This window comes from Sedimentitalea nanhaiensis DSM 24252, assembly GCF_000473225.1.
Classification (GTDB): Bacteria; Pseudomonadota; Alphaproteobacteria; order Rhodobacterales; family Rhodobacteraceae; genus Sedimentitalea; species Sedimentitalea nanhaiensis.
Map to the genome: position 1 here is coordinate 1,853,272 of NZ_KI421509.1, position 25,120 is coordinate 1,878,391.

At 63.2% G+C, this 25,120-nt stretch carries 25 protein-coding genes; 12 read left to right on the top strand and 13 right to left on the bottom strand.

All coding sequences use genetic code 11. The features are described 5' to 3' along the window. Window positions 1–93: 93 nt before the first annotated feature. Window positions 94–903 (top strand): protein-disulfide reductase DsbD domain-containing protein, encoded by an 810-nt coding sequence (locus tag NANH_RS0110855; protein ID WP_027262063.1) that lies wholly within the window; start codon window positions 94–96, stop codon window positions 901–903. 1 nt (window position 904) lies between these two features. Continuing rightward, window positions 905–1,342 (top strand): NUDIX hydrolase, encoded by a 438-nt coding sequence (locus NANH_RS0110860; protein ID WP_027262064.1) that lies wholly within the window; start codon window positions 905–907, stop codon window positions 1,340–1,342. Here the strand turns inward: NANH_RS0110860 and NANH_RS0110865 are convergent. From NANH_RS0110865 to NANH_RS0110890, 6 genes are all read right to left on the bottom strand, one after another. Further along, a complete protein-coding gene (locus NANH_RS0110865; protein ID WP_027262065.1) occupies window positions 1,324–4,701 on the bottom strand; it encodes an efflux RND transporter permease subunit in 3,378 nt (1,125 codons plus the stop codon). The two genes, NANH_RS0110860 and NANH_RS0110865, sit on opposite strands and share 19 nt — an antisense overlap. Window positions 4,702–4,707: 6 nt before the next feature. Beyond that, on the bottom strand, window positions 4,708–6,162 hold the full coding sequence (locus NANH_RS0110870) for an efflux RND transporter periplasmic adaptor subunit (RefSeq protein WP_027262066.1): 1,455 nt from the start codon (window positions 6,160–6,162) through the stop codon (window positions 4,708–4,710). Between the two features lie 97 nt (window positions 6,163–6,259). Continuing rightward, window positions 6,260–6,802, bottom strand: a complete 543-nt coding sequence (moaB, locus tag NANH_RS0110875; protein WP_027262067.1) for a molybdenum cofactor biosynthesis protein B — start codon at window positions 6,800–6,802, stop codon at window positions 6,260–6,262. Between the two features lie 3 nt (window positions 6,803–6,805). After that, window positions 6,806–7,417, bottom strand: coding sequence for a LysE family translocator (locus NANH_RS0110880; protein ID WP_027262068.1), 612 nt, complete (start codon window positions 7,415–7,417; stop codon window positions 6,806–6,808). Further along, the gene (locus NANH_RS0110885; RefSeq protein WP_027262069.1) at window positions 7,414–8,013 is read right to left on the bottom strand and encodes a metallophosphoesterase family protein; all 600 of its coding nucleotides are present in this window, start codon (window positions 8,011–8,013) and stop codon (window positions 7,414–7,416) included. The genes NANH_RS0110880 and NANH_RS0110885 overlap by 4 nt, the downstream gene beginning before the upstream one ends. Continuing rightward, on the bottom strand, window positions 8,010–8,813 hold the full coding sequence (locus NANH_RS0110890) for a uracil-DNA glycosylase (protein WP_027262070.1): 804 nt from the start codon (window positions 8,811–8,813) through the stop codon (window positions 8,010–8,012). The genes NANH_RS0110885 and NANH_RS0110890 overlap by 4 nt, the downstream gene beginning before the upstream one ends. A gap of 152 nt (window positions 8,814–8,965) precedes the next feature. Between NANH_RS0110890 and NANH_RS0110895 the strand changes: the two genes are divergently transcribed. The 7 genes from NANH_RS0110895 to NANH_RS0110925 all read left to right on the top strand — a co-directional run bounded on the left by NANH_RS0110895 (window position 8,966) and on the right by NANH_RS0110925 (window position 15,556). Then, window positions 8,966–9,913: an aspartate carbamoyltransferase catalytic subunit gene (locus tag NANH_RS0110895; protein ID WP_027262071.1), complete on the top strand. Its 948-nt coding sequence runs from the start codon at window positions 8,966–8,968 to the stop codon at window positions 9,911–9,913. Then, the gene (locus NANH_RS0110900) at window positions 9,910–10,446 is read left to right on the top strand and encodes a hypothetical protein (RefSeq protein WP_027262072.1); all 537 of its coding nucleotides are present in this window, start codon (window positions 9,910–9,912) and stop codon (window positions 10,444–10,446) included. The genes NANH_RS0110895 and NANH_RS0110900 overlap by 4 nt, the downstream gene beginning before the upstream one ends. Continuing rightward, complete coding sequence (locus tag NANH_RS0110905; RefSeq protein ID WP_027262073.1) at window positions 10,443–10,832, top strand: hypothetical protein; 390 nt, start codon at window positions 10,443–10,445, stop codon at window positions 10,830–10,832. The genes NANH_RS0110900 and NANH_RS0110905 overlap by 4 nt, the downstream gene beginning before the upstream one ends. Next, a complete protein-coding gene (pyrC, locus tag NANH_RS0110910) occupies window positions 10,829–12,142 on the top strand; it encodes a dihydroorotase (protein WP_027262074.1) in 1,314 nt (437 codons plus the stop codon). The genes NANH_RS0110905 and pyrC overlap by 4 nt, the downstream gene beginning before the upstream one ends. Further along, complete coding sequence (gene plsY / locus NANH_RS0110915; RefSeq protein WP_027262075.1) at window positions 12,142–12,750, top strand: glycerol-3-phosphate 1-O-acyltransferase PlsY; 609 nt, start codon at window positions 12,142–12,144, stop codon at window positions 12,748–12,750. Before pyrC ends, plsY begins: the two co-directional genes overlap by 1 nt. Before the next feature lie 153 nt (window positions 12,751–12,903). Continuing rightward, entirely contained in the window at window positions 12,904–15,108 is a 2,205-nt protein-coding gene (locus NANH_RS26030) for a DUF6851 domain-containing protein (protein ID WP_051372370.1), read from the top strand. A gap of 94 nt (window positions 15,109–15,202) precedes the next feature. Continuing rightward, entirely contained in the window at window positions 15,203–15,556 is a 354-nt protein-coding gene (locus NANH_RS0110925) for a DUF805 domain-containing protein (RefSeq protein ID WP_027262076.1), read from the top strand. Between the two features lie 22 nt (window positions 15,557–15,578). Here NANH_RS0110925 and NANH_RS0110930 read toward each other — a convergent pair whose 3' ends face one another. The 3 genes from NANH_RS0110930 to NANH_RS0110940 all read right to left on the bottom strand — a co-directional run bounded on the left by NANH_RS0110930 (window position 15,579) and on the right by NANH_RS0110940 (window position 18,261). Next, on the bottom strand, window positions 15,579–16,949 hold the full coding sequence (locus NANH_RS0110930) for a glutamate--cysteine ligase (RefSeq protein ID WP_027262077.1): 1,371 nt from the start codon (window positions 16,947–16,949) through the stop codon (window positions 15,579–15,581). Between the two features lie 62 nt (window positions 16,950–17,011). Further along, window positions 17,012–17,539: a hypothetical protein gene (locus NANH_RS0110935; protein ID WP_027262078.1), complete on the bottom strand. Its 528-nt coding sequence runs from the start codon at window positions 17,537–17,539 to the stop codon at window positions 17,012–17,014. Then, window positions 17,536–18,261 carry a 16S rRNA (uracil(1498)-N(3))-methyltransferase gene (locus tag NANH_RS0110940; protein WP_027262079.1) on the bottom strand — a complete coding sequence of 242 codons (726 nt, stop codon included), beginning with the start codon at window positions 18,259–18,261 and terminating at the stop codon, window positions 17,536–17,538. The genes NANH_RS0110935 and NANH_RS0110940 overlap by 4 nt, the downstream gene beginning before the upstream one ends. A 12-nt stretch (window positions 18,262–18,273) precedes the next feature. Here NANH_RS0110940 and ubiA point away from each other — a divergent pair, with 12 nt between their 5' ends. From ubiA to NANH_RS0110955, 3 genes are all read left to right on the top strand, one after another. After that, complete coding sequence (ubiA, locus tag NANH_RS0110945) at window positions 18,274–19,236, top strand: 4-hydroxybenzoate octaprenyltransferase (RefSeq protein ID WP_027262080.1); 963 nt, start codon at window positions 18,274–18,276, stop codon at window positions 19,234–19,236. Window positions 19,237–19,297: 61 nt separating this feature from the next. Then, the gene (locus NANH_RS0110950) at window positions 19,298–21,235 is read left to right on the top strand and encodes an OmpA family protein (protein WP_027262081.1); all 1,938 of its coding nucleotides are present in this window, start codon (window positions 19,298–19,300) and stop codon (window positions 21,233–21,235) included. Further along, window positions 21,222–21,554, top strand: coding sequence for a hypothetical protein (locus NANH_RS0110955; protein ID WP_027262082.1), 333 nt, complete (start codon window positions 21,222–21,224; stop codon window positions 21,552–21,554). The genes NANH_RS0110950 and NANH_RS0110955 overlap by 14 nt, the downstream gene beginning before the upstream one ends. Here NANH_RS0110955 and NANH_RS0110960 read toward each other — a convergent pair. The 4 genes from NANH_RS0110960 to uvrC all read right to left on the bottom strand — a co-directional run bounded on the left by NANH_RS0110960 (window position 21,551) and on the right by uvrC (window position 24,883). Beyond that, window positions 21,551–22,000: a molybdenum cofactor biosynthesis protein MoaE gene (locus NANH_RS0110960; RefSeq protein ID WP_027262083.1), complete on the bottom strand. Its 450-nt coding sequence runs from the start codon at window positions 21,998–22,000 to the stop codon at window positions 21,551–21,553. The two genes, NANH_RS0110955 and NANH_RS0110960, sit on opposite strands and share 4 nt — an antisense overlap. A 3-nt stretch (window positions 22,001–22,003) precedes the next feature. Next, window positions 22,004–22,249: a molybdopterin converting factor subunit 1 gene (moaD, locus tag NANH_RS0110965; RefSeq protein WP_027262084.1), complete on the bottom strand. Its 246-nt coding sequence runs from the start codon at window positions 22,247–22,249 to the stop codon at window positions 22,004–22,006. Continuing rightward, entirely contained in the window at window positions 22,249–22,914 is a 666-nt protein-coding gene (pgsA, locus tag NANH_RS0110970; protein WP_027262085.1) for a CDP-diacylglycerol--glycerol-3-phosphate 3-phosphatidyltransferase, read from the bottom strand. Before pgsA ends, moaD begins: the two co-directional genes overlap by 1 nt. A 100-nt stretch (window positions 22,915–23,014) precedes the next feature. Beyond that, complete coding sequence (gene uvrC / locus NANH_RS0110975; RefSeq protein WP_027262086.1) at window positions 23,015–24,883, bottom strand: excinuclease ABC subunit UvrC; 1,869 nt, start codon at window positions 24,881–24,883, stop codon at window positions 23,015–23,017. Between the last annotated feature and the right edge of the window lie 237 nt (window positions 24,884–25,120).

The window sequence follows — 25,120 nt, forward strand, 5'->3', positions numbered from 1 at the left end:
CGCAAGGGACAGATCGGCACAACATCAACGAATCCTGTGCATTAAACGGAACGTTACTTGGCATTTCAGCGCCGATTGCGCATGTAGTTGAACATGATAAAGCGTCTTGCCACAGCTATCGCCCTTTGTGCCGCCGTTGCCGCCACCGCGACATCGGCCCAGAGCAGTCTGAAAGACATCGTCAGCATCGACGTCCTTGACGGCGGCATGACAGCGCGGGGCACCTATATGGCCGCGCTGCGGCTGACACTGTCAGAAGGTTGGAAAACCTACTGGCGTGCGCCCGGTGACGCAGGCATTCCCCCGACATTCAACTGGCGCAAGTCACGCAATCTCGGCGAGATGGACTATATCTGGCCAACGCCGCAGGTGTTTGATCAGAACGGGATGCAATCCATCGGCTACAAGGATCAGCTGGTGTTGCCGGTCGAAATCTCGCCCGCCGACCCGTCCCGCCCGATGCAACTGCGCGGTACGATCGAAATCGGAGTCTGCCGGGACGTGTGCATTCCCGCAACCCTGTCCATCGACCATCAGATCGACCGGAAGGCCAGGCGTAACCCGGCCATCGCCGCCGCATTGGCGCAACGCCCCTACGACCGCCGCGAGGGCGGCGTCAAGACCGCCACCTGCCGCCTGACCCCCATTGACGGCGGCCTGCGGATCGAGGCCCGTATCGCCCTGCCCTCGACCGGCGGACGCGAAGTCGCGGTGATCGAACCGGGCAATGCCCAGATCTGGGCCTCGCAGACAGAAACCAGCCGCCAGGGCGGGATTCTGACGGCGGCCAGCGATCTGATTCATGTCAAGAACGGCGCCTATGCACTCGACCGCTCGGCTGTACGCATCACTGTGCTGGGCCGCGACCGTGCGGTCGAGATCCAGGGCTGTGCGCCCGGCTGACATGCGATTGCCTCCCCCTCTGCTGGGCGCAATCGCCATCGTCGCCACCAAAAACCACGTTCTGCTGGCCCGGCGCGCCAATCCTCCGGATGCCGGTCTGTGGGGGTTTCCCGGCGGCCATGTCGAACTGGGCGAAACCGCACTGGACGCCGCGGCGCGTGAATTGTTCGAGGAAACCGGGGTATCCGCACGTCCGGTCGAATACCTGACCAACATCGACGTTCTGCTGCGCGATGATCGCGGGACGGTCATCCGCCAGTTTCTTCTGGCAGCAGTGCTATGCGATTTCGAACGCGGCGTGCCGCAGGCCGCGGATGACGTGCAAGAGGCGGCCTGGGTGTCGCATCAACAGGTGCGCGCAGGCACCTTGCCGATGAGCGAACGCGTGGCTTGGGTAATGGATCTGGCGATCCGGCGCAATCACGCCCGCCGCGCATAGGTCAGGGCCGCAGCCAGCCAGGCCAGCACCACGATCGCAACCGCCCCCGGCACAAAAGCAATCAGCCCGGCCCGCAGGGGATCGACATCAGCCAGTTGCGGCAGCATCTGCAACAGCAGACCAGGCAAGGCCCCGGTCACCGCCGCCAAACCCATCGTCGACGCCATCCAGGCCAGCAACACCGCCCCCGCCCCCCAGATCACGCCGCGAAACGGCCCGGTCCGTGATCGGCGCAGCGACATCATCGGACGGGCAATATCGTTTTGCACCGCCATCAACGCGGGCACCACAAGCAGCACGATGACCATGCCGAAACCCAACCCGTACACCAGCGTGATCACCGTCGGTTTCAGGAATTGCGCCTGCTGACTTTGCTCGTACATCAGCGGAGCCAGCCCCAGCACCGTGGTCAGCGTGGTCAGCATCACCGGACGCAACCGGTCGGTGGCCCCCTCGATGATCGACGGAATCAACCCCCGTTCCTGGGCATATTCATCTATGGTGGTCACCAGCACAATGGAATCGTTGATGATAATTCCGGTCAGGCCCAACAGCCCGACCACGGTGAACATGCTGAGCGGCACCTCCCAGATATAGTGGCCCCAGATCGTGCCAACCAGACCAAAGGGGATGATCGCCATCACCACCAAGGGCCGGGTCCAACTGGCAAATACCCAGGCCAGCACCAGGTAGATCCCTGTCAGGCACAGGATCAGCCCGTTGCGCGCATCAGTCAGAAAATCGTCCTCTTGTTCGTTGAGCCCCGACAGCAACCACTCGACCTGTCGCTCGCTGGCAATGGTGGGCAGAATCTCGGTCGTCAGAGCGGTCTGGATCTCGTTCGCCCGCGCCGGATCGTCTTCGGAAATATCGCCGGTGACAGAGATTACCCGCACACCATTTTCGCGCTGAACGGTGGAAAACCCGGCGCTTTGTTGCACGCTGACGATATCGGACAACGGCACATAGGTTCCCTGTGGCGTGCGCATATAGGTGCGATCCATGAAATCGGCAGTCAATTCGTTTTCTGGCAGTTCCACCCGGATCGTCGCGCTGCGCGGCCCGTCGGGATAGGTGGCGGCCTCGATTCCGTTGAGCCGCGCCCGCAGGGCCCGCCCCAGCGCATCGATGGTAAACCCCAGCGCCTGACCTTGCGGTGTCAGGTCCAGGATCAGCTCTTCCTTGTCATAGGCAAGGTTGTCCTCGACCGCAGACACCTCGGGATACCGCAAAAGCGCGGCCTGCAGGTCCATGCTGGCGGCTTTCAGCGTCTGCACATTCGCGCCATAGAACTGTACATCCAGCGCATCGCCCCCCGGCCCGGATCGCCACCCCCGGAACGACACCACTTCGGCCAGCGGATGCTGGCGCACACGGTCCTGCAATTCGCCGACAAAGGCAAAGCTGGAATAGGGCCGCAGATCGGCGTCGATCAGTTCGATCGAGACACCGCCCAGCAGATCCCGATCCTTGGTCTCGACCCCGGACAGCCCCCGCCCCCCATTGCCGCCCACTTCGGCCATGACGTAATCCAGCGGGTTGCGACCATAGCGCTGCTCGTACTCGCGGCCCAGCTCTTCGGTCGCCCGCTGCATCTCGCGCATCATCTCCAGCGTATCGTTACGTGTCGCGCCTTCGACCATGGCGAAATTGCCGGTGACCGAGCTGTGCTCGGGAGCGTTAAAGAACCGCCACTGCACGTCGCCGCGAATGAACAGCGTCAACTGGCTGGCCAGCACCAGAAGCATGACGGCCAGAACCACATAACGCGCCCATACGACCCAGGCCATCAAAGGGCTGAACAAATGGTCACGCACCCAGCGAAAGCCCTGATTCACAACCCGGTTGGGCCAGTCATACCAATGCTGTTTCGCGGAATGGGCGATGGCATGGGACATGTGATTGGGCAGGATCAGGAAACACTCGACCAACGAGGCAACCAGCACGGCGATCACGGTATACGGCAGGTCTGAAATAAGACTCCCGAACCGGCCGCCGATGGCCGTCAGCCCGAAAAAGGCAATGACCGTGGTCAATGTCGCCGCAAGAACCGGCATCGCCATGCGCCGGGCCGCGTTTTCAGCGGCGGCAACGGGATGTTCGCCCAACCTCCGGGCACGAAAATCGGCATGCTCCCCCACCACGATGGCATCGTCCACCACAATGCCCAGCGTGATGATCAGACCGAACAGGCTGATCATGTTGATGGTCAGCCCGCCGATATACATCAGCGCCACGGCGGCAAACATCGCCGCCGGAATTCCCGCCGCAACCCAAAACGCGATGCGGGCATTCAGGAACAGGAACAGCAGGCAGACCACCAGCCCCAACCCCATCAGACCGTTGTCGATCAGGATGTCGAGACGCCCGCTGATCGCCTCGGCACGGGTGCGTATAAGTTCAAGCGTGACACCGGCGGGCAGGCTGGCCTGCATCTGCGCCGCCACCTCCTCGACCTGACGCTGGATGGCGATGGCATCGCCCTGATCGGATCGGTCCACCCGGATCGAAAAGGCCGGGTCCGCGCCGACAAAATAGCTGCGCAGGCGATCCACGCCCTCGACCCGGATCCGGGCCAGATCCGCAATCGCCAGCGTGGAGCCATCCGGGTTCGACCGCAGCACGATATCGGCGAGATCCTCGGGCGAGCGGCGCTCGCTGCCGGTGCGCACCCGTGCATTGGCCCCGGTAACATCGCCCGCGGGGTCGGCATCGACCTCCGCCGCGATGGCGGCGGCAATCTCGGACATGCCGATGTCATATTGGATCAGCTTGGCCGACGGCACCTCGACCACGGTTTGCGGTGCCGCAACGCCGCGGATCGTGGTGCGCGTCACCCCAACCGCGAACAGCCGGGTGACAAATTCATCGGCAAACAAGGCCAGCTGCGACGATGCCACCGGGCCGGTCAGAACCACGTCGGTCACCCGATCTCGCCAGGCTCCCCGTCGCACGGCGGGTTCTTCGGCCTCGTCCGGCAAGGTGGTGATCGCATCGACGGCAACCTGAACGTCATCCGTTGCCCGCCCCATATCCCAGCCGGGTTCGAATTCCAATGTGATGGTGGCCCGGCCCTCGCGTGACACCGCAGCCGTGCTTTCCACCCCGTCCACCGCCATCAGCGCCGGTTCAAGAATCTGCACGATGGCGCCGTCTACATCTTCGGGGCCTGCGCCCTCCCATTCCACGTTGACCGTCACTCTGTCCACGATCACGTCGGGAAAGAACTGCGCCCGCATGTTTGGCATCGCCGCCGCGCCCAGCACCAGCATCATCACCAGAACCAGATTCGCCACGGTGCGGTGCCGGGTGAAATAAGACAGCAGCCCACCTGCGGCGCGGGGAATATCGCGCACCATGGCCGTTTACCCCCCGATCCGGGATTCGATCCGCTGCACCAGCCCCGCAGGGACGCGATTTTCGCCCAACTGCACCAGCACCCGCGCCTTGGCCTCGGCGGGCATGCGATTGTTGCCCTGCACCAGCGCCACCAGACGGGCGCGGCGGTCCTCGCTGAGCTCCAGCATCGCCTGGCCCGGCTCGGCCTGCGCCTGATCGCGCAGCGGGCGCACGCGGATACCCGCGCCCAACAACGGCGTTCGTCCGACAACCACGTCGCGCCCTTCCAGCCCGTCGCCGCGCACCAGAACGTCATCGCCTTGCCGCCTCACCAGACGCACCTGCAACGCTTCAAGCCGGTTATCCGGCCCCAGCACCAATACCTTATTGGTCGCATCCAACGCCGAGGCCGGTAACCGGGTCAGGTTGTCCAGCGGCGGTTCCTGGATCGAAACCGCAACAAAATCGCCTGGCTTGAACCCCCGCGCATTGTCCAGCCGGGCAAACAACAGCCGCCCCGATTGCCCGACCCCTGCGGCGGCGCTGTCGCGGCTGATACGGCCATTGGCCAGCAATTCGGCACCGGACACGTCCAATGACGCCAGGATCTCCGCGGAAATCAGGGCCCCCTGTTGATCCAGCAGACGCGAATATTGCGCCGTTGAAACCCGAAACGCCACTTCCAGCGCATCGGGATCCACCAGCACCGCCAATTTTTCGTTGGCCGAAACCAACCGGCCCTCGACCAGGTCAACCTCGCTCAGCGTGCCGTCAAATGCCGCCGTCACGGTGGCTTCGCCAAGATCGCGCTGTGCGGATTGCAGCTCGATTTCAACGCGGGCCATGCGGGTGGCCGCCTGATCGACGCGGGCTTCGGCCTGCGCGACGGCCTGACGGCGCGACAGCACCGCCTGCCGCGCCGACGCCGCCGCCAGTTCCGCAACTTCGACCGCAGCCGCAGTGCCCACGCCGCGATCCTGCAGATCCTGCTGGCGCTTGAAGGCGCGGTTGCGCAGATCCGCCTGATCTTCGGCCGCCGCCTGATCGTCGCGCGCCAGAACCAGCGCACGTTCGGCATCGCGCCCTTCGGCCTGTGCGTCCAGCAGGTCGTTCTGCAGCCGATCCAGTTCGGATTGCGCATTGGCCGGATCGACCCGCACCAGAATATCGCCCGCCTTGACCGTACCGCCCTCTTCGAAACTGTCGGCCAGCGCCACAATCCGCCCGCCCATCGCGGTGCGCAGCTCCAGCGTCCGGCGGCTTTGCACCTGACCAAAGGCCTGCATCTGCGGGGCGATTGTCTCGGCCCGGGCGGTCACAAGATTGACCGCAAACACCCGTTCCCGCGCCTGCGGCGGCGCGGTGTCGTCGTTCAGCCGCGCCTGTACCGCCGTCATGATCAGGCTGGCCGCATAGATCATCAGGGCCAGCGTCACGGACGCCAGCAACAATCCAACCAGACTTTGACGCAGAAAGCGCATTCAGAAACACCTTTTCGACCGCATGAGCTGGCCATGCCTATACAGTAGCGGGACACGGTAAAATGCCAAGCCACAAGGGTGTTAACGTTCCTCCAGCCTATTTCCGTCGCTGATGTTCGTCCAATCGCGGCATTATTTCAACAAAGTTGCAGGGACGGTGACGATAATCCAGTTGCATCGACAGCAACCCGTCCCAGGCATCCTTGCAGGCACCGGGGCTGCCTGGCAGGGCAAACAGATAGGTGCCCCCGGCCACGCCGCCCGTGGCGCGCGACTGCACCGCGCTGGTGCCGATCTTGTCCATCGAGATCAGGGTGAACACTGTCCCAAACGCCTCGATTTCCTTTTCATAGACGTCGCGATGCGCCTCGACCGTGACATCGCGCCCGGTCAGGCCGGTGCCGCCGGTGCTGATCACCACATCGATCTGCGGATCGGCGATCCAGCGTCGTAACCGGTCCGCGATCTGGTCCCGCTCATCCGGCAGAATGGTCCTCTCAGCCAGCACATGCCCCGCTCGCTGCAACCGGTCCACCAGCACCTGCCCGGATTTGTCCTGATCCAGTGACCGGCTGTCGGACACGGTCAGAACCGCGATCCGAACCGGAACAAAATCCCTGCTGTCGTCAATGCCCGCCATCGTTCACGCCCTTTCCAAGAGCGCCAGCCGCAAAGCCAGCGCCGCAAATATCCCACCAGTCAGATAGCTCAGCCATCGACCTGCTCTGGCCAGCCTCTGCCCGGCCCCGCCCGCAAATACCCCAATCATCCCATTGATCACAAATCCGCCCACGGACAGCACCGCGCCAAACAGCAGGAACTGTCCCAGGATCGGCCCCGCTGCCGGATCGACGAATTGCGGCACAAATGCCAGAACGAACAAGATCACCTTGGGGTTGGTCAGGTTCACGATCAGACCGGTTCGAAAGGCCCGCCTGACCCCCCGCGGCGTATTTTGGAATGATCGCCCCCCCGCGCGAAAGGCGTTCACGGCCAACCACAACAGATAGGCCACGCCGATCCACCGGATTGCGTCAAACAGCCACGGCATTGCCGCGACAGCCGCGCCCAGCCCCAGCCCCGCCAGCGTCACATGCACCATGCCGCCCGCTGCGATACCGGCACTGGCTGCCCAGGCCGCACGCGGGCCTGCGCGCAAACCCTGGCCAAGGCAGAACATCATGTCCGCCCCCGGTGTCAGATTCAGCGCCAGTGCCGCGGGCACAAAGGCGATCAGAACCAGAGGGTCGATCATGCCGCGATCTCGAACCAATTGGGGCGCGGGCCCAGATTGGCCACCCTGGTCATCCCGATCTCGCCACCCTGTCCCCAACTGTCATGGATATGCCCGCAAACCGCCAGCCGGGGCTGGATCCGTTCGATCGCCTCGCGGATCGCCACCGACCCCACCGAAAGCCCGTTCGAGGTCAGATCCGCAACCCCCTTGGGCGGCGAATGCAGGATCAGGATATCCGCCGCCGCGCACCCGTCGAGCATCCGACGCGCCGCGTCCTCGCCCAGGTCACAGGACCATTCGCCAAACGGCGTCTCGGGCACGGCGTATCCCAACCCGAACAAACGTAAACCGCCGATTTCAACGCCCTGCCCATGCAGCACGGTGGCCCCTTCGGGCGCGGCGGCCTGAAGTTCGCCGTGGCTCTCCGCATTTCCCGGCACCAGAACCAAAGGGGCCTCGATACCCGCGAGCAGGCCAAGCGCTCCGGCCAGGTCCTGGCGCTTGTTGCAAAAATCGCCGGCACCGATCACCAGATCCGCCTGCGCACTGGCGGCGACGAGAGCGGTGGCGCGATTGCGGGCATGGTGCACGTCGGAAAATGCCAGGATCTTCATGTGATCCCCTTCAGCCGCGCCTTGACGCTCAGCAGATCGGCCCAGGCCTCGCGCTTGGCCAACGGCTGACGCAAGAGATAGGCCGGGTGGAACATAGGCAGCACCGGTCGGCCAAACGCTTCGGCCCAACGGCCGCGCAACCGGGTGATACCGCGCCGATCCAACACAGCCTGGCAACTGATATTGCCCATCGACACGATCAGATCCGGATCGGCCAGTTCGACATGGCGCGCCAGGAACGGCTGCATCATGGCAATTTCCTCCGGTTTCGGATCGCGGTTCTGCGGCGGGCGCCATGGCAGCACGTTGGTGATATAAACCGACGAGTCGCGCCCCAGATCAATCGCCGCCAGCATCCGGTCCAGCAACTGCCCGGCCCGCCCGACAAACGGGCGGCCTTCGCGGTCCTCGTCCCGTCCCGGCGCTTCGCCGATGATCATCACCCGCGCCCCGGGCACGCCGTCGCAAAACACCAGATTGCGCGCGCCCTTCTTTAGCTCGCACAGATCAAAAGCGCCCAGAGCCGCCCTGAGCGCCGCAAGCGACCCGGCCGCCTGCGCCGCTTTGCGCGCGATAGCCACCGCATCCACGGCCGCCATGGGCACCGCGCCGGGCGTTGCCGGGATGGACCCCGCATCCGCCTTGGCCGCGCTTTTCGCCTTGGATTTTCCTGGCCAGGGGGCGGCCTCGGGCAAGGCATAGCGATCAATCGGGGTGTCCCTGATCGCCTCGGTCGCGCCCAGTTCGATCTGCCAGTCCAGCAGCGCCCGCGCGGTTTGATAATCCAGTGCCGATTCCATGCCCATCACGCTAGTCGCTTCCGCGCGGGGACAAAACCACCCCTGCTTCTTTCTGGCAAAAATACTTGCAATCCGCCCCTCGCACCCGGCGCGGCGACTTGCCCGCATTGCAGCACCTTCCTATAAGGGCGCGACCTTGACGCGGAGCGCCCATGTCCTTTGACCACCGCCACCTGCTGGGGATCGAACAGCTTGCCCCAGATGACATCACGGCCATTCTGGATCTGTCCGAGGATTATGTGACCTTGAACCGCCAGACCGCCAAGCATTCCGATGTTCTGGGCGGCCTGACCCAGATCAACATGTTTTTTGAAAACTCGACCCGCACCCAGGCCAGCTTTGAGATCGCCGGCAAACGTCTGGGCGCGGACGTGATGAACATGGCGATGCAGGCCAGCTCGATCAAAAAGGGCGAAACCCTGATCGACACCGCGCTGACGCTGAACGCGATGCACCCCGACCTGCTGGTGGTGCGCCATCCCCATTCCGGTGCGGTGGATCTGTTGGCGCAAAAGGTCAACTGCGCGGTGCTGAACGCGGGCGACGGGCGGCATGAACACCCGACCCAGGCGCTGCTGGATGCGCTGACCATTCGACGCGCCAAGGGACGGCTGCACCGGCTGAACGTGGCGATCTGCGGCGACATTGCCCATTCGCGGGTGGCCCGTTCCAACATCCTGCTGCTGGGCAAGATGGAAAACCGGATCCGGCTGATCGGCCCGCCGACCCTGATGCCCAGCCAGATCGACCAGTTCGGGGTCGAAGTCTACGACGACATGAAACAGGGGCTGGCCGATGTGGATGTGGTGATGATGCTGCGCCTGCAACGCGAGCGTATGGATGGCGGCTTCATCCCGTCCGAGCGCGAATATTACCATCGCTTCGGGCTGGATGCGGAGAAGCTGGCGCTGGCCAGGCCCGACGCCATCGTCATGCACCCCGGACCGATGAACCGCGGCGTCGAGATCGACGGCACGCTGGCCGATGACATCAACCGCAGCGTCATTCAGGATCAGGTCGAAATGGGTGTCGCCGTGCGCATGGCCGCGATGGAGCTCCTGGCCCGCAATCTGCTGGCCAGCAGACCTGACGCCGCATGAGTGAGGTTCTGACCATCCCGGCGGGCGAAACGGGCAAGGTGCGCGTCTTTGCCCTGGACGTGCCACCCGAACAGGCCAGATTCCTCACCGAACCGGGGGCCGTCGAACAGATGCTGGACAGCGGGCCGCTGGCCGCCCCCCATGTCGAGGTTTTCCCGCTCAGCGATCTGGATGAGCTCGGCCTGACCGGTTATCTGATCGAAGGCTGCGGTATCCCCGCCGGGCAGATCACACCGGACCGCGCCCGGTTGCAGGCGCTGAAAGGCCATGTTCTGCTGATCTTCAGCGGTGCGTTTGGCGGTCGTGCGGCACAGGTGGTTCTTCCGAACACCGTACGTCCGGTCGCCACCTACAGCGCCACGCCGACGGATTGGCGGGCCGGCCCACCGATTTCCACCGACAGTGTCAAACTGCGCGCCGGACAGCTCCAACCGCCCCGCGCCACCCGGGCGCGGGCGCGGCTGATCGGCGGCGGCATCTTTGCCCTATGCCTGGGGCTAATCGCCCTGGCAATCTATCTGGTGATGCGATGAGCGATGTGCCGATCCGTTTTTCTGCTGACCGGCAGACCTATATCCAGAGCCATATCAAAATGTCCGCGCTGGCCATGGCCGGAGCAATGGGCGTGCTGTGGCTGATGGGGGATCCGAACATCTGGGTCGGCGCGGTCGCGGGGCTGGCTGCCATCGCCTTTCGCGGGTGGTTTCTGGCATCCGAACAGCTGGCACAGACCTGGGAAATCCGGGACGGCGCGCTGATCGGCCCGATGCAACAGCGCATTGCGCTGGACCAGATCGTCAAGGTGCGCAGCATGGCCAGTTTCGTACAGGTTATCACCCGGGGCGGCGACAAGCACCTGATCAAATACCAATCCGACCCCGCGGCCACGGTCGCGGCGATCCAAGGGGCCTGCCCATGAGTGTTCAGCTTTTCACCAACGCCCGCCTGATCGACCCCGAGGCAGGCCGCGAAAGTTACGGAAACCTTCTGGCAACGGACGGTCGCATTACCGAAATATTTCCAGAACACACTGAATTTGAACAAATGTTTCGCACGCGAAACATTTCTCTGGAAGCCGTTGAAATCATTGATTGCGAAAATCGCTGTCTGGCCCCCGGCATCGTCGATATCGGCGTCAAGGTCTGCGAGCCGGGCGATCGGCACAAGGAGAGCTATCGTTCCGCCGGATTGGCGGCGGCGGCGGGCGGAGTCACCACCCTGGTCACCCGCCCCGATACATCGCCCGCCATCGACACGCCGGAATCGCTTGAATTTGTCACCCGCCGCGCCAATGCCGCCGGGCCGGTGAACGTGCTCCCCATGGCCGCCCTGACCAAGGGGCGGCAGGGTCGCGAAATGACCGAAATCGGGTTTCTGATGGACGCCGGAGCGGTGGCGTTCACCGATTGCGATCACGTCATCACCAATACCAAGGTATTTTCCCGCGCCCTGACCTATGCCCGCAGCCTGGGCGCGCTGATCATCGCCCATCCGCAGGATCCGGGCCTGTCGGATGGGGCCTGTGTCACCTCGGGCAAGTTCGCCTCGCTGCGCGGCCTGCCCGCCGTTTCGCCGATGGCCGAGCGTATGGGGCTGGATCGCGACATCGCGTTGCTGGAAATGACCGGCGCGCGCTATCACGCCGATCAGATCACCACCGCCCGCGCCCTGCCCGCGCTGGCCCGCGCCAAACGCAACGGGCTGGACATCACTGCCGGAGTCAGCATCCATCACCTGACCCTGAACGAATTGGATGTCGCCGACTACCGCACCTTCTTCAAGGTCAAGCCGCCCCTGCGCGCAGAAGAAGACCGCATCGCGGTGATCGAGGCCCTGCGCGACGGGCTGATCGACATCATCAGCTCGATGCACACGCCGCAGGACGAGGAAAGCAAGCGCCTGCCCTATGAAGAGGCCGCCAGCGGCGCGGTGGCGCTGGAAACCCTGTTGCCTGCCGCCCTGCGGCTGGTGCATGCCGGGCACCTGGACCTGCCGACCCTGTTTGGCGCGCTGGCGCTGAACCCGGCACGGCGGCTGGGTCTGGATTGTGGTCGCCTGTCGCCCGGTGCGCCCGCCGATCTGGTGCTGTTTGACCCGGACGTTCCATTTGTGCTGGACCGCGCGATGCTGCACAGCAAATCGCGCAACACACCGTTTGACGGAGCACGCATGCAGGGTAGGGTTCTGGCAACATTTGTCGCCGGAACCCCGGTCTATCGGAGAGCCTGATGCCCCCATTTGAAGCGTCGATTGCGCAGCTGATCCTTTGGGCCGGTCTCGGCTATGGGCTGGGCTCCGTGCCTTTTGGCCTGATCCTGGCCAGACTGATGGGGCTGGGCAATCTGCGCCAGATCGGTTCGGGCAACATCGGGGCCACCAACGTTCTGCGCACCGGCAACAAGTCGGCGGCGGCGCTGACCTTGTTGCTGGATGGCGGCAAGGGGGCGGTGGCGGTCCTGCTCGCCCGCGCCTTTGCCACCGAAGACGCGGTGCAACTGGCGGCACTGGCCGCCTTTCTGGGACATTGCTATCCGGTCTGGCTGGGCTTTCGCGGCGGCAAGGGCGTGGCGACATTCTTAGGCCTCTGGCTGGCCCTGGCCTGGCCGGTCGGTCTGGCCTGTTGCGCCACATGGCTAGCCGCGGCAGCGCTGAGCCGCATTTCATCGATGGGTGCGCTGGCGGCCGCCGCAGCCTCCACCCTGTGGGCCCTGGCATTGGGATTTGGAACGACGATGCTGTTGGGCATCGCTCTTACCTTGCTGGTGTTCTGGCGCCACCGCGCCAACATCGCCCGCATCCGTACAGGTACAGAACCCAGAATCGGCGCCTCTGGCTGAGATTTAAGAAACAGTTTCAACGCATTATGAAAGCTATCCCCAAATGGGTATAGCCGTGTTTCCACACGCGATTGTAATATGGCGTGATTAATCCTTGATGTTTTCGCATTCTGGCCGATGCCCGGCCGCTTACAGATTTGAAAGGACGGTATTATGGCCACCGCACAATCCCTTGTCGCGCAATGGAACGAAATGTTACTGGAGGGGATCCGCTCGGCCGGTGCCAAACCCACTGAAACCACCTATCAGCTGCACCTGACCAGTTCCGCCGTCTATGACGCCTGGGCCGCATACGATCCGGATGCATACGGCCACTACAGCGATCTGCAGCGCCCGGTGTCGGAACATGACATGGCGCACAAGGCCGAGGCCGTCAGCTATGCCGCCTATGCCATGCTCAGCCACTTCTTTCCGGCCAAACAGGCCGAGTTTGACGCCTTCATGGATCAGCTGGGCTATGACATCTCGGTCAGCGGAACCGATCCGTCCACGGCGGCCGGGCTGGGCAACCTGGCGGCGCAGAATGTGCTGGCGGCGCGGGCCGACGATGGGTCGAATGCGGAAAACGGCTATGCCGACACCACCGGCTATACCCCGGTCAACAGCGCCGATCCCGACGATCCGAACGCGCCGGGCGGCGTCGATTTTGACCCCAACAGCTGGCAACCCCTGCGGGTGCCGACCGGTACGGCGGTCAACGAAAACGGCGTGCCGATCATCGATCCCGATGATCCGACCAGCTATACCGACCAGATTGCCCTGACCCCGCACTGGGGCGGTGTCGATCCCTTTGCCTTGGAGAGCGGCGATCAGTTTCGCCCTGTCGCCCCGCCGGAATTGGGTAATTTCGACACCTATGTGGACAGCGCGGGCAATGTGACCACCTATGATCAGGCCTGGCGCGATCAGTTCACCGAGGTCCTGCACGCCAGTGCCAACCTGACCACCGAGCAGAAGGTCATCGCCGAATACTGGGCTGACGGGCCGCGCACCGAATCGCCTCCGGGGCACTGGAACCAGATCGCTCAGGACATCGCCCTGCGCGAAGGCCATGGCATCGACGAAGATGCCAAGCTGTTCTTTGCCGTGAACGCCGCCGTGTTCGATGCCGGGATCGCCACCTGGGAGGCCAAGTTCCACTATAATCTCATCCGCCCGCAATCGGCGATCCGGGATATGTATTTCGGGCAGCAGGTTCAGGCCTGGGGCGGCCCCGACATGGGCACCCAGACGATCATGGGCGAAGACTGGCAGCCCTATCAGAATGTAACGTTTGTCACCCCGCCTTTCCCGGAATTCGTCTCGGGTCATTCCGCTTTTTCGATGGCGGCGGCGCGCACCATTGCGGCCTTTGTCGGGTCGGACCAGTTCTATGACGGCACCACGCTGGGGACCTACGATCTGGACGATGTCGCGGGCATCGACCTGCTGGGTCAGTATGTCGCCAACGAGCTGGCCTTTGAACAATGGCAGGATGTGGACCCCGTGGTGCTGCAATGGGAAACCCTGACCGAAGCCGCCGAAGAGGCCGGGATCAGCCGGATCTATGGCGGCATCCACATTCAGGACGGCAATCTGCGGTCGCTGGACCTGGGTGAACAGGTGGCGGCGCAGGCGCAGATGTACTGGCAGGCGTTGTTTACCCGTGGCGGCGATGACGTTCTGTACTGTGATCCGGCAGGGGGCTTGATGATCGCCGGGGCGGGCAACGATACGGTTCACGGGCGCGCCGGCATCGACCGGATCCAGGGCGGCAGCGGCAATGACTGGCTGAGCGGCGGGCGGTCCGCGGACAGCCTGGAGGGCGGTGCGGGCGCCGATGAACTGCGCGGAGGGCACGGCGACGACGATCTGACCGGTGGCGATGGCAATGACATGCTTCGGGGCGGCAGCGGCAACGACACGATCAGCGGGGGCAATGGCAAGGATACGCTGTACGGCGGGCACGGCGATGACCTGATCGACGGCGGCGACGGCAACGACATATTGATGGGGGGCGGTGGCCATGACGTGCTGATCGGAGGCGCCGGAGCCGACGAATTGTCGGGAAAACAGGGCAAGAACGTGCTGATCGGGGGCGAAGGCTGGGATATTCTGACGGGCGGTGTCGGCGAGGATTGCTTTGTCTTTCAGACTGATGACGGTTGGGGGGTCGATACGATCCGCCGGTTCGACACTGACCAGGATTGGCTGCTGCTGAAAGGGTTTGACGAGGGCGCTCAGCTCCAGACCATGAAATTCCAGGGGGCCACGGCGATCTTTGTCGATGGCAAGCAGATCGCAAAGATCAAGGGGCTGGATCCCGAAGATCTGATCGTCGGCGACACCGTCTTCTTTGACGACTCACCACTGGGATAGCGCGAGCTGAGATCGGTTGTATTCGCCGGGCGACACGCATAGGCTGTGATCGACAGGATCGGCGCAACCCTTGCCGCCTGAAAAGGGCTGACGAATGGACTTCAAAACCTCTGTAAGAACCTGCTTCAACAAATACGCCACGTTTTCGGGCCGTGCCGTTCGGCCGGAATACTGGTGGTTCGCGCTGTTCCTGTTGCTCTGCAGTCTGGCGGTGAATATCGTCGACTATTCGATCTTTGGCGACAGCACCCTGCAACCTTTGTCGTTGTTGTTTTCCCTGGCGGTTTTTCTGCCCAGCATCGCGGTCGGAGTTCGACGCCTGCACGACATCGACCGCACCGGGTGGTGGATGCTGATCGGGCTGCTGCCGATTATCGGTTTTCTGGTCTTGCTCTACTTTTTCGTGCAACGCGGCACGGCGGGACCAAACCGATACGGCCCCGCCTGATCCGATTCCGCCCCTACGGAAGTCAGTAACTAAAGTCGCCGTAGATCCGGCTGAGATCGCCGTTCCAGTCATCGTTATAGTGATTCATCAGCTCGTCCGCCGGAACCTCGCCGCTGTCGATGCTCTCTTTCAGCGCGTTCAGGAAATGGGTTTCGTCGGGCACCATGCCACCGGCACCGGGACGCGCGCGCGCCCTTAGCCCGGCATCGGCAATCGCAACGACTTCGCGCGCCAGTTCGTGCATGTCGATCTTGCCGACCTTCGCCTGCAACGCCTGTTCGCTGGCCGCAACGCGCAGGGCCTCGCGGGTTTCGGCATCCCAGCCGCGCACCAGATCCCAGGCCGCATCCAGCGAGGCCTGATCATACATCAGTCCGACCCAGAACGCCGGAAGGGCACACAACCGCCGCCACGGGCCGCCATCGGCACCGCGCATTTCGATGAATTTCTTGATCCGCGCTTCGGGGAACAGGGTGGTCAGATGATCGGCCCAATCCGACAGGGTCGGCTTTTCGCCGGGCAACGCAGGAAGCTCTCCCTTGAGGAAATCGCGGAACGACTGCCCCAATGCATCGATATACTGTCCGTCGCGATAGACGAAATACATCGGCACATCCAAGGCATATTCGGCCCAGCGTTCGAAACCAAAGCCCTGCTCGAACACAAAGGGCACCGTGCCGGTACGATCCGCGTCCAGATCGCGCCAGACCCGGCTGCGCCAGCTTTTGTGGCCATTGGGCTTACCATCCAGAAAGGGTGAATTGGCGAACAGCGCCGTCGCCACCGGCTGCAACGCAATCGCCACCCGCAGTTTCTGCACCATATCCGCCTCGCTGGCGAAATCCAGGTTGACCTGAACCGTGCAGGTGCGGCGCATCATGGTCCGGCCCATGGTGCCGACCTTTTGCATATAGGCATCCATCAGCGCATAGCGGCCCTTGGGCATCAAGGGCATCTGATCATGGGTCCAGACCGGCGCGGCACCCAGCCCGATAAAGCCGACACCGACCTTGTCGGCCACGTCCTTGACCTCGCGCAGGTGCTCGTTCACCTCGTCACAGGTTTCATGGATGGTTTCCAGCGGCGCGCCAGACAGCTCCAGTTGTCCGCCCGGTTCCAGACTGACATTCGCGCCGTCTTTTTCCAACCCGATCAGATTGCCGGCCTCGGTCACCGGGGCCCAGCCATGCGCCTCGCGCAGGCCTTGCAATACGGCCCTGACCGACCGTTCCCCGTCATAAGGGATCGGCAGCAGCGTGTCCTTGCAATAGCCGAATTTCTCATGCTCGGTGCCGATGCGCCAGTCTTGTTTGGGCTTGCATCCTTCGGCCAGATACTCGGCCAGCTGTTCGTGCCGTTCAATCGGCCCACCGCCGGACTGGGGAATAGACATACCTGAACTCCGCTGCTTTCAATCGCTGTGGCGTTGACACCTGCTGCGATTTCGGCGGGGTGTCAATGCAGCCTTTGATGTTCCGGCACAGGTGCTGCCCGCCGCCAGATCACCACCGGGTGAGCGGATCGGCCCTGCAACTGCGCCAGCATCCGTTCGGTGCGCAGGCCCGGCAACCCGGCAAAAACGTCGAACAGCGCATCGGCCCCCTCGGCATTGACCGGGATCGACAGGGTCGGTGCGCCGCGCTGCTCCAGCACCCAGTGATCCGGGTGCCCGGTCTGATCCAGCGTCAGGCGCGACAGTTCGGTCACCGCAGCCGATCCCCCGCCCAACGGGCCGAAATAGGTGATCTGTCCTTCGTCCACCTGCACCACGCCAAGCCCGCCGCCCTCGCCGCGAAATCGCGCGCGCTGCACACCGACCACGGCCAGCGCAGCCCCCGCAACCACCAAAGCCGCGCCGACCCAGGCCAACAACCCGCCCGGCCCGGCAATCCACCACAGCCCCAACAGCGCCAGTGCCGTTGCGTACAGCACTTCGCGCCAGCGGCGGAGCGATGCCAGAACCTCGGGACGCACAAAGCTCATCGCCAGTCGCCCATCGCCTGCTGCCACAGCGTCATTGCCGCCACCGCCGCCGTATCGGCGCGCAGGATGCGTGGTCCCAGGCTGACGGTATGGGCAAAGTCCAGCCCCGCAAGACGCACCCGCTCGTCAGGGGAAAACCCGCCTTCGGGTCCGATCAGAATCGCCCAGGGCGCCCCGGCGGGGCCGCTTGTCAGGGCGGACGCCCGTCCGGCCTCGGCCTCGTCGCAGAACATCAGCTGCCGTCCGCCCTGCCAATCGGTCAACATCCGGTCCAGCCGAATCAGATCGCCCACCTCGGGCACATAAGTGCCGCCGCATTGCTCTGCGGCCTCGACGGCATGGGCCTGCAACCGGTCCTGGCGGATGCGTTCGGCGTTGGTGAAATCGGTCTGCACCGGCACGATCCGGGCCGCGCCCATCTCGGCCGCTTTCTCGACGATGAAATCGGTGCGCGCCTTCTTGATCGGGGCGAACAACAGCCACAGGTCGGGGGGCATTTGCAACGGGCGGCTCTGGTGCCGACAGATCAATGCCCCACCACGTTTTCCGGCCTCGGCCACCTCGGCCTGCCATTCGCCATCGCGCCCGTTGAACAACGCCACACCCCCGCCGACACCCAGGCGCATGACGCCGAACAGGTAATGCGCCTGTTCACGGGTCAAGGGAACCGATTGCCCCTGCCCCAACGGGTGTTCTACATACAGTCTGATCTTTGCGCTCATGAAGGCCTACATATGCAAGGCAATGCCCCAACACCAGACGGTCAGGTCGCCGATGCCGCATCCGGCAACTGGGTCGACCGCCGCGCCCCCGCCTTTGCCCGCCCCTATCTGCGCCTGTCGCGCGCCGACCGGCCCATCGGAACGTGGTTGTTGCTGCTGCCGTGCTGGTGGGGGCTGATGCTGGCGATGCTGGCAGATCAGTCGCTTGGCTGGCAGGATGCCTGGATCGCGCTGGGATGCGGAATGGGCGCATGGCTGATGCGCGGGGCCGGGTGCACCTGGAACGACATCACCGACCGCGATATCGACGATAAGGTCGCGCGCACCCGGTCGCGGCCCATTCCTTCCGGGCAGGTCAGTGTCGCAGGTGCGGCGATCTGGATGTGTGTGCAGGCGCTGCTCGCCTTTTGCATCCTGCTGACCTTTAATCGCGCGGCCATTTCGCTGGGCGTTCTGTCGCTGTTGCTGGTCACGATCTATCCCTTTGCCAAGCGGTTTACTTGGTGGCCGCAGGTCTTTCTGGGCCTGGCTTTCAACTGGGGCGCGCTGCTGGCGTGGACCGCACATGCGGGCGAATTGCGCTGGCCCGCGGTGTTTCTGTATGTCGCAGGCATCAGCTGGACGCTGTTTTATGACACCATTTATGCCCATCAGGATACCGAGGACGACGCCCTGATCGGGGTCAAATCCACGGCCAGGTTGTTTGGTGCCAATACCGTGCACTGGCTGAAATATTTCCTGGTCGCAACCGTGACGCTGATGGCGGTGGCGGTGATCACGGCGCTGATGCCCGCCGCCTCGATCCTGGCGCTGGTTCTTGCGCTGGGGGGGCCTTGGGCGATGGGGTGGCATATGGCATGGCAGTTGCGCGGTTTCGATCACACCGACCCGGATCGGATGCTGCATCTGTTCCGCCTGAATCGCGACACCGGCCTGATTCCGCTCATCTTCTTTGGGCTGGCCCTGTTCGCTTGATTGAACCCCGACGGCGACAAGGATAAGACAGCCATAATCCACAGGAGCGGCCCGACCACAGATGCGCACATCTTCGATCCTCTATTCCATTCTCGGATTTGGCATGGGCGCCGTGCTGTGCGCGATTGCCGCGAGTTTCGCGGTTACCACGGTCGAGGAGAATTCAGAGATCGCCGTGCGCCGGGTGCTGGATCAGGCGCAATACGGCTGGTCAGAGGTCGAAGCCGACGGTCTGCAGGTGATTCTGACCGGCACCGCCCCGACCGAAGCCAAACGATTCGACGCGGTCAGCCAGGTCGGATCGGTTGTGGATTCCGCCCGGATTATCAACCAGATGGATGTCGCAGCGACCGCCGATCTGGCACCGCCGCGATTTTCGGCTGAAATCCTGCGCAACGACAGCGGCGTCTCGATCATCGGCCTGATCCCGACCGAAACCGACCGGGACCGGCTGGTCGCGCAACTGGTCCGGATCGCCGACCCTTTGCCCGTTACCGATCTGTTGGAAACCGCGACCTATCCGGCACCGGATGGTTGGCAGGATGCCATGAGCTTTGCAATCACCGCCCTGTCCAAATTGCCGCGCTCGAAACTGTCGATCGGCGCCGGGCTGGTGCGGATCACCGCAATATCCGACAGCGCCGAAGCCAAGGCCCGGCTTGAGGCGGAGCTGAACCGCGCCGCCCCTGCGGCCGTACGGATGTCAGTGGACATCGCCGCGCCACGCCCGGTGATCACGCCCTTCACCCTGCGTTTTCTCATCGATGAAGACGGCGCACGTTTCGACGCCTGTTCCGCAGATACCGAGGCCACGCGCAACCGCATCCTGAATGCCGCTTTCCGCGCCGGGCTGTCGGGCAATGACCAATGCATCCTCGGCATGGGCGTTCCCTCGCCACACTGGGGCAAAGCAGCTGAACTGTCGATTGCGGCCCTGGCCGATCTGGGCGGCGGTTCCGTGACCATATCCGACGCCGACATTACCCTGGCTGCCGCCCAGGGAACCGCCCCGGCAATTTTCGACAACGTCGTCGGCGAGCTGGAAACAGCATTGCCGGATGTGTTCGAATTGCACGCGGTGCTGCCGGATCCGGACAACAGGATCGACGCAGGGCCACCCGAATTTGTTGCCACGCTTAGCCCCGAAGGATTGGTGCAGCTGCGCGGACGGCTGAGCGACGAAACCATGCGCCAGGTCGCTGACAGCTATGCCCGCGCGCGGTTCGGGTCTGACAGCGTCTATACCGCCACACGGCTGGTGGGCGGGCTGCCCAAGGACTGGTCGGTGCGGGTCCTGGCGGGTCTTGAGGCGCTGTCCCTGCTTGGCAACGGTGCGGTCATCGTATCGCCCGATCATATTCTGGTGCGCGGCGTCACCTCCCGCGAAGACGCGAGCGCCGAGGCGGCGGGTCTGTTGTCCGAGCGCCTGGGAGATGCGGAAACCTATGAGCTGGACATTACGTTCCAACCACCGCCGCCGCCGACCGATATTCCGCCCTCCCCCGAAGTTTGCGAGGCCGGGCTGGCCGAAATCCAGCAACGCCAGAAGATCATGTTTGAACCGGGGTCTGCCACGATTGACGAAAGTTCGCGCGCCGTGATGGACGACATTGCCGACCTGCTGGATCGCTGCGGTGAAATCCGGCTGGAGATCCAGGGCCATACCGACAGCCAGGGCCGTGAAACCATGAACATGCAACTCAGCCAGTCGCGTGCGCAATCGGTCCTGAACGAGTTGCGGGCGCGGCGGGTTCTGACCGGAACCTATGCCGCGGTCGGCTATGGCGAAACCCAGCCCATCGCCAGCAACAAAACCGAAGAGGGTCGGGAAGAGAACCGCCGGATCGACTTTCGTTGGATCCGTCCGGTGCCAATTCCCGAAGAGACCAAGACATTGGAATCCCTGTCTGCCGATTCCCCCGAAGACATGATACAGGACGCCGAGTCCGAAGCCTCGGACGCCGCCAATGCGCAAGGATCAGAAAATGAACAGAACTGAGTTCATCATCGCAACCGCTGTTATCCTGTTCGTCGCCTTTGCGACCGGCTGGTTCGCGAACTGGCTGGTGCACCGTTTCACCCGCGTCAAACAGAGCGATGTCGCCGATCTGGACCGCATGAGTCAGGAACTGCACGAAGCCGAGGAAACCCGCGATCAGGCGATCACCTATCTGCAACAGCGCGAAGCAGAGTTGACCAACCAGCTGAGCCAAACCGAGGCGGAACTGCGTGCGACGATGGATGGCCTGCGCGACGCCCGGCAGGAATCGGACGAGCTGCGCGCTTATGTCGATCGCATGAAGGCAGGTCAGACCTAAAGCTCCGGCGACCAGCGATCCAGGGCGGCCTCGTCCTCGTCCCGTGCGGCAACCCATTCGGCCCCATCCGCGGTGATTTCCTTTTTCCAGAACGGAGCGCGGGACTTCAGATAGTCCATGAGGAAATCCGCGGCCTCGAACGCGGCCTTGCGGTGACGCGACGCGGTGGCCACCATCATGATCTGCTCGCCCGGTATCAGCCGTCCGTGTCGATGTATCACCAACACATCGCCTAATTGCCACCGCTCCTGTGCGCGGGTTGCGATCTGGGCCAGCGCCGCTTCGGTCATGCCGGGGTAATGCTCGATCTCCATGGCCGTCAGATTGCCGCTGTCTGAGTTGCGCACAACGCCGGTAAAAGTCACGATGGCTCCCGTGCCCGGGGCTCCGAAACCGCGCATCTCGTCAGCCACGTCAAAGGGCGCCTCCTGCACTTTGACCCGCATCGCCTAGCCTCCGGTCATCGGCGGGAAGAACGCCACCTCGCGCACACCGGCCAAGGGTGCATCGAACGCGCCCAATTCCTGATCCAGCGCGACGCGCAGGGCGGACAGATCGGCAAAGGCGGCGGCATAGCGGTCTTCGCGGCTGCGCAGCTCGTCCACCAGATCCGCCACTGTGGCCGCCTGGGTCTCGATCCGTTCGCGCGGCATACCGATCCGCTCGCGGACCCAGGCAAAATACAGCACATCCATCAGCGCACCTCTTTCAGAAATGGCAGGGCCTTGCGAAAATAGTCCCAGCCGGTGATCATCGTCAACGCCGCCGCCAGCCACAACAGCCACAGCCCGATGCGCCCGGTCCAATCCATGCCGATCATCTTCCAGTGCAGCCCATACAGGTCCTCGACTTCGCCGGACAGGATCTGATTGACCAGCTGCGGATCCATCCCCCAGGCCGACATGCCCAGGTAATGCTCAAATATCCCCTGTGCGAACAACACCGAGATGGCGGTCATCTGGGCGGTGGTCTTCCACTTTGCCAGCGGTGTCACCTTCAGAGTGCCCGCCGTGGCCCCCAGATATTCCCGCAGGCCCGACACGAACACCTCGCGGAACAGGATGAACGTCGCCGGAAGCACCAGCCAGGGCGACATCGACGAATAGCCGACGATCACCATCAGGGCGATGATCACCATCGCCTTGTCCGCAATCGGGTCCAGCATCGCGCCCAGCTTGGTTTCCTGTTTCCAGGCCCGCGCCAGATATCCGTCGATCCAGTCCGTGACCGATGCGGACACAAACAACAGCAACGCGAACCAGTCCGCATAGGGGCGGTGCAGGAACAGGAACGCCAACGCCAAACCCGGAGCGGCCACCAGGCGCAGGACAGTCAGTATATTGGGCAAAGTCCACTTCATGTGCGGACCCTACATCGCAGGTTTGGAACATAAAAGCGTATGTTGATGTGCGCAGGCAGTTGCGCGCCGAGGCTGCACCGGGGCCACACAGGGCTGCGTCTCAGCTGCGGTCGTGGAAATAGTCATAGATCGCTTCGGCCAGCGTACCGGAAATACCGTCCACCGCCTTCAGATCCGCCAGATTGGCACGGCTGACCGCCTTGGCCGAACCGAAATGCGCCAACAGGGCCCGCTTACGGGTCGCTCCGACGCCGGGCACATCATCCAGCGGTGTGGCACCGATCGCCTTGGAGCGTTTGGCGCGGTGCGTGCCGATGGCAAAGCGGTGCGCCTCATCGCGCAGACGCTGCACGAAATAGAGCACGGGATCGTTGTGCCGCAAGGCGAACGGCCGCTGACCGATGCGGTGGAACTCTTCTTTGCCCGCATCGCGGTCCACCCCCTTGGCAACGCCGACCATGGCAATGTCGGAAACACCGTGCGTGCGCATGATTTCGGCAACGGCGCTGACCTGCCCCGCGCCGCCGTCGATCAGCAACAGGTCGGGCCACTGTCCTTTGACGCGGTCCGGGTCCTCTTTGATCAGGCGGGAAAAGCGGCGGTTTAGAACCTCTTTCATCATGCCGAAATCGTCGCCGGGCACCAGATCGTCGCCCCGGATGTTGAATTTGCGATAGCTGTTCCTGATCAGGCCCTCGGGTCCGGCCACGATCATCGCGCCAACCGCGTTGGTGCCCTGAATGTGGCTGTTGTCGTAAACCTCGATCCGCTGCGGTGGCGCATCCAGTTGAAACGCCTCGGCCAGGCCGCGCAACAATTTGCCCTGGGTCGCGGTTTCGGACATCTTGCGCGCCAGGGATTCACGTGCATTGCGCAACGCACCCGAGATCAGCTCGGCCTTTTCGCCCCGCTGCGGCACCAGGATCTCGACCCGGTGCCCCGCCTTTTCGCCCAACGCCTCGCTCATCAGATCGACGTTTTCGATGCCGTCGGACAGGATCAGCTGTCGGGGCGGTTGCTTGTTGTCGTAAAACTGTCCCAAAAACGCCTCCATCGCCTCTGCGGCGGAAACGTCCGGCCCGACGCGTGGATAGAAATCGCGGTTGCCCCAGTTCTGATTGGCGCGGATGAAAAACACCTGAACGCAGGCCTGCCCGCCCTCCATGTACAGCGCGATCACGTCGGCTTCGGCGACGCCACGCGGGTTGATGCCCTGGCTGGTCTGCACCTGCGTCAGGGCACGGATCCGGTCGCGCAAACCGGCGGCGCGTTCGAATTCCATCGCGTCGGAGGCGGCGGCCATCTGCCCGGCCAGCTCCTCTTGCACCCGGGTTGAGCGCCCGGACAGGAAAAGCTCGGCATCCCGTACGCTTTCGGCGTACTCCTCGGGGGTGACAAGGCCCACGCAGGGGGCTGAACACCGCTTGATCTGATACAGCAGGCAAGGCCGCGTGCGACTTTCGAACATCGCGTCCGAACAGTTGCGCAACAGGAACGCCTTTTGCAACTGGTTCAGCGTCCGGTTGACGGCGCTCGCATTGGCGAACGGCCCGAAATACGTGCCCTTCTGTTTCCTGGCGCCGCGATGTTTTCCGATTCGTGCAAAGGCGTGATCCTTGGCCACCAGGATATTGGGAAAACTTTTGTCATCGCGCAGCAGCACGTTGTACTTGGGTTTGAGCTGCTTGATCAGGTTCTGTTCCAGCAACAGCGCCTCGGTCTCGGTGCGCGTCGTCAGAAACATCATCCGGGTGGTTTCGCTGATCATTCGGGCAATCCGCCCGGTGTGACCGGTGGGACGGGCATAACTGGACACCCGCGCACGCAGGTTACGGGCCTTGCCGACATACAGAACCCGGCTCTCGCTATCCAGCATCCGGTAAACACCGGGCGAGCTATCCAATGTCCTGAGATAGCCCTGGATACAGTCATGTCCACTCAGGACCGGTTCGGGCTCTTGGTCTGTCATGCGGTTAACAAATGGTTAACATGTGATTCTCAACCTATGGCTGCACTCTTGAAGGGTTAGTTTCAAGCGTAAACAAATCCACGGATCTTGTGGATAAGTCTGAAGATATCTTCGGGGGTTTCGGAAATTTCCCTTAGTTTTGGCTGATTTCGCCGATTTGCCCATTTTTTAAGCACATTCTCAAGCCGCTGAAAACTAACGATTTATTTGTTTGAATGCCGCAAGTTTATGAAAACT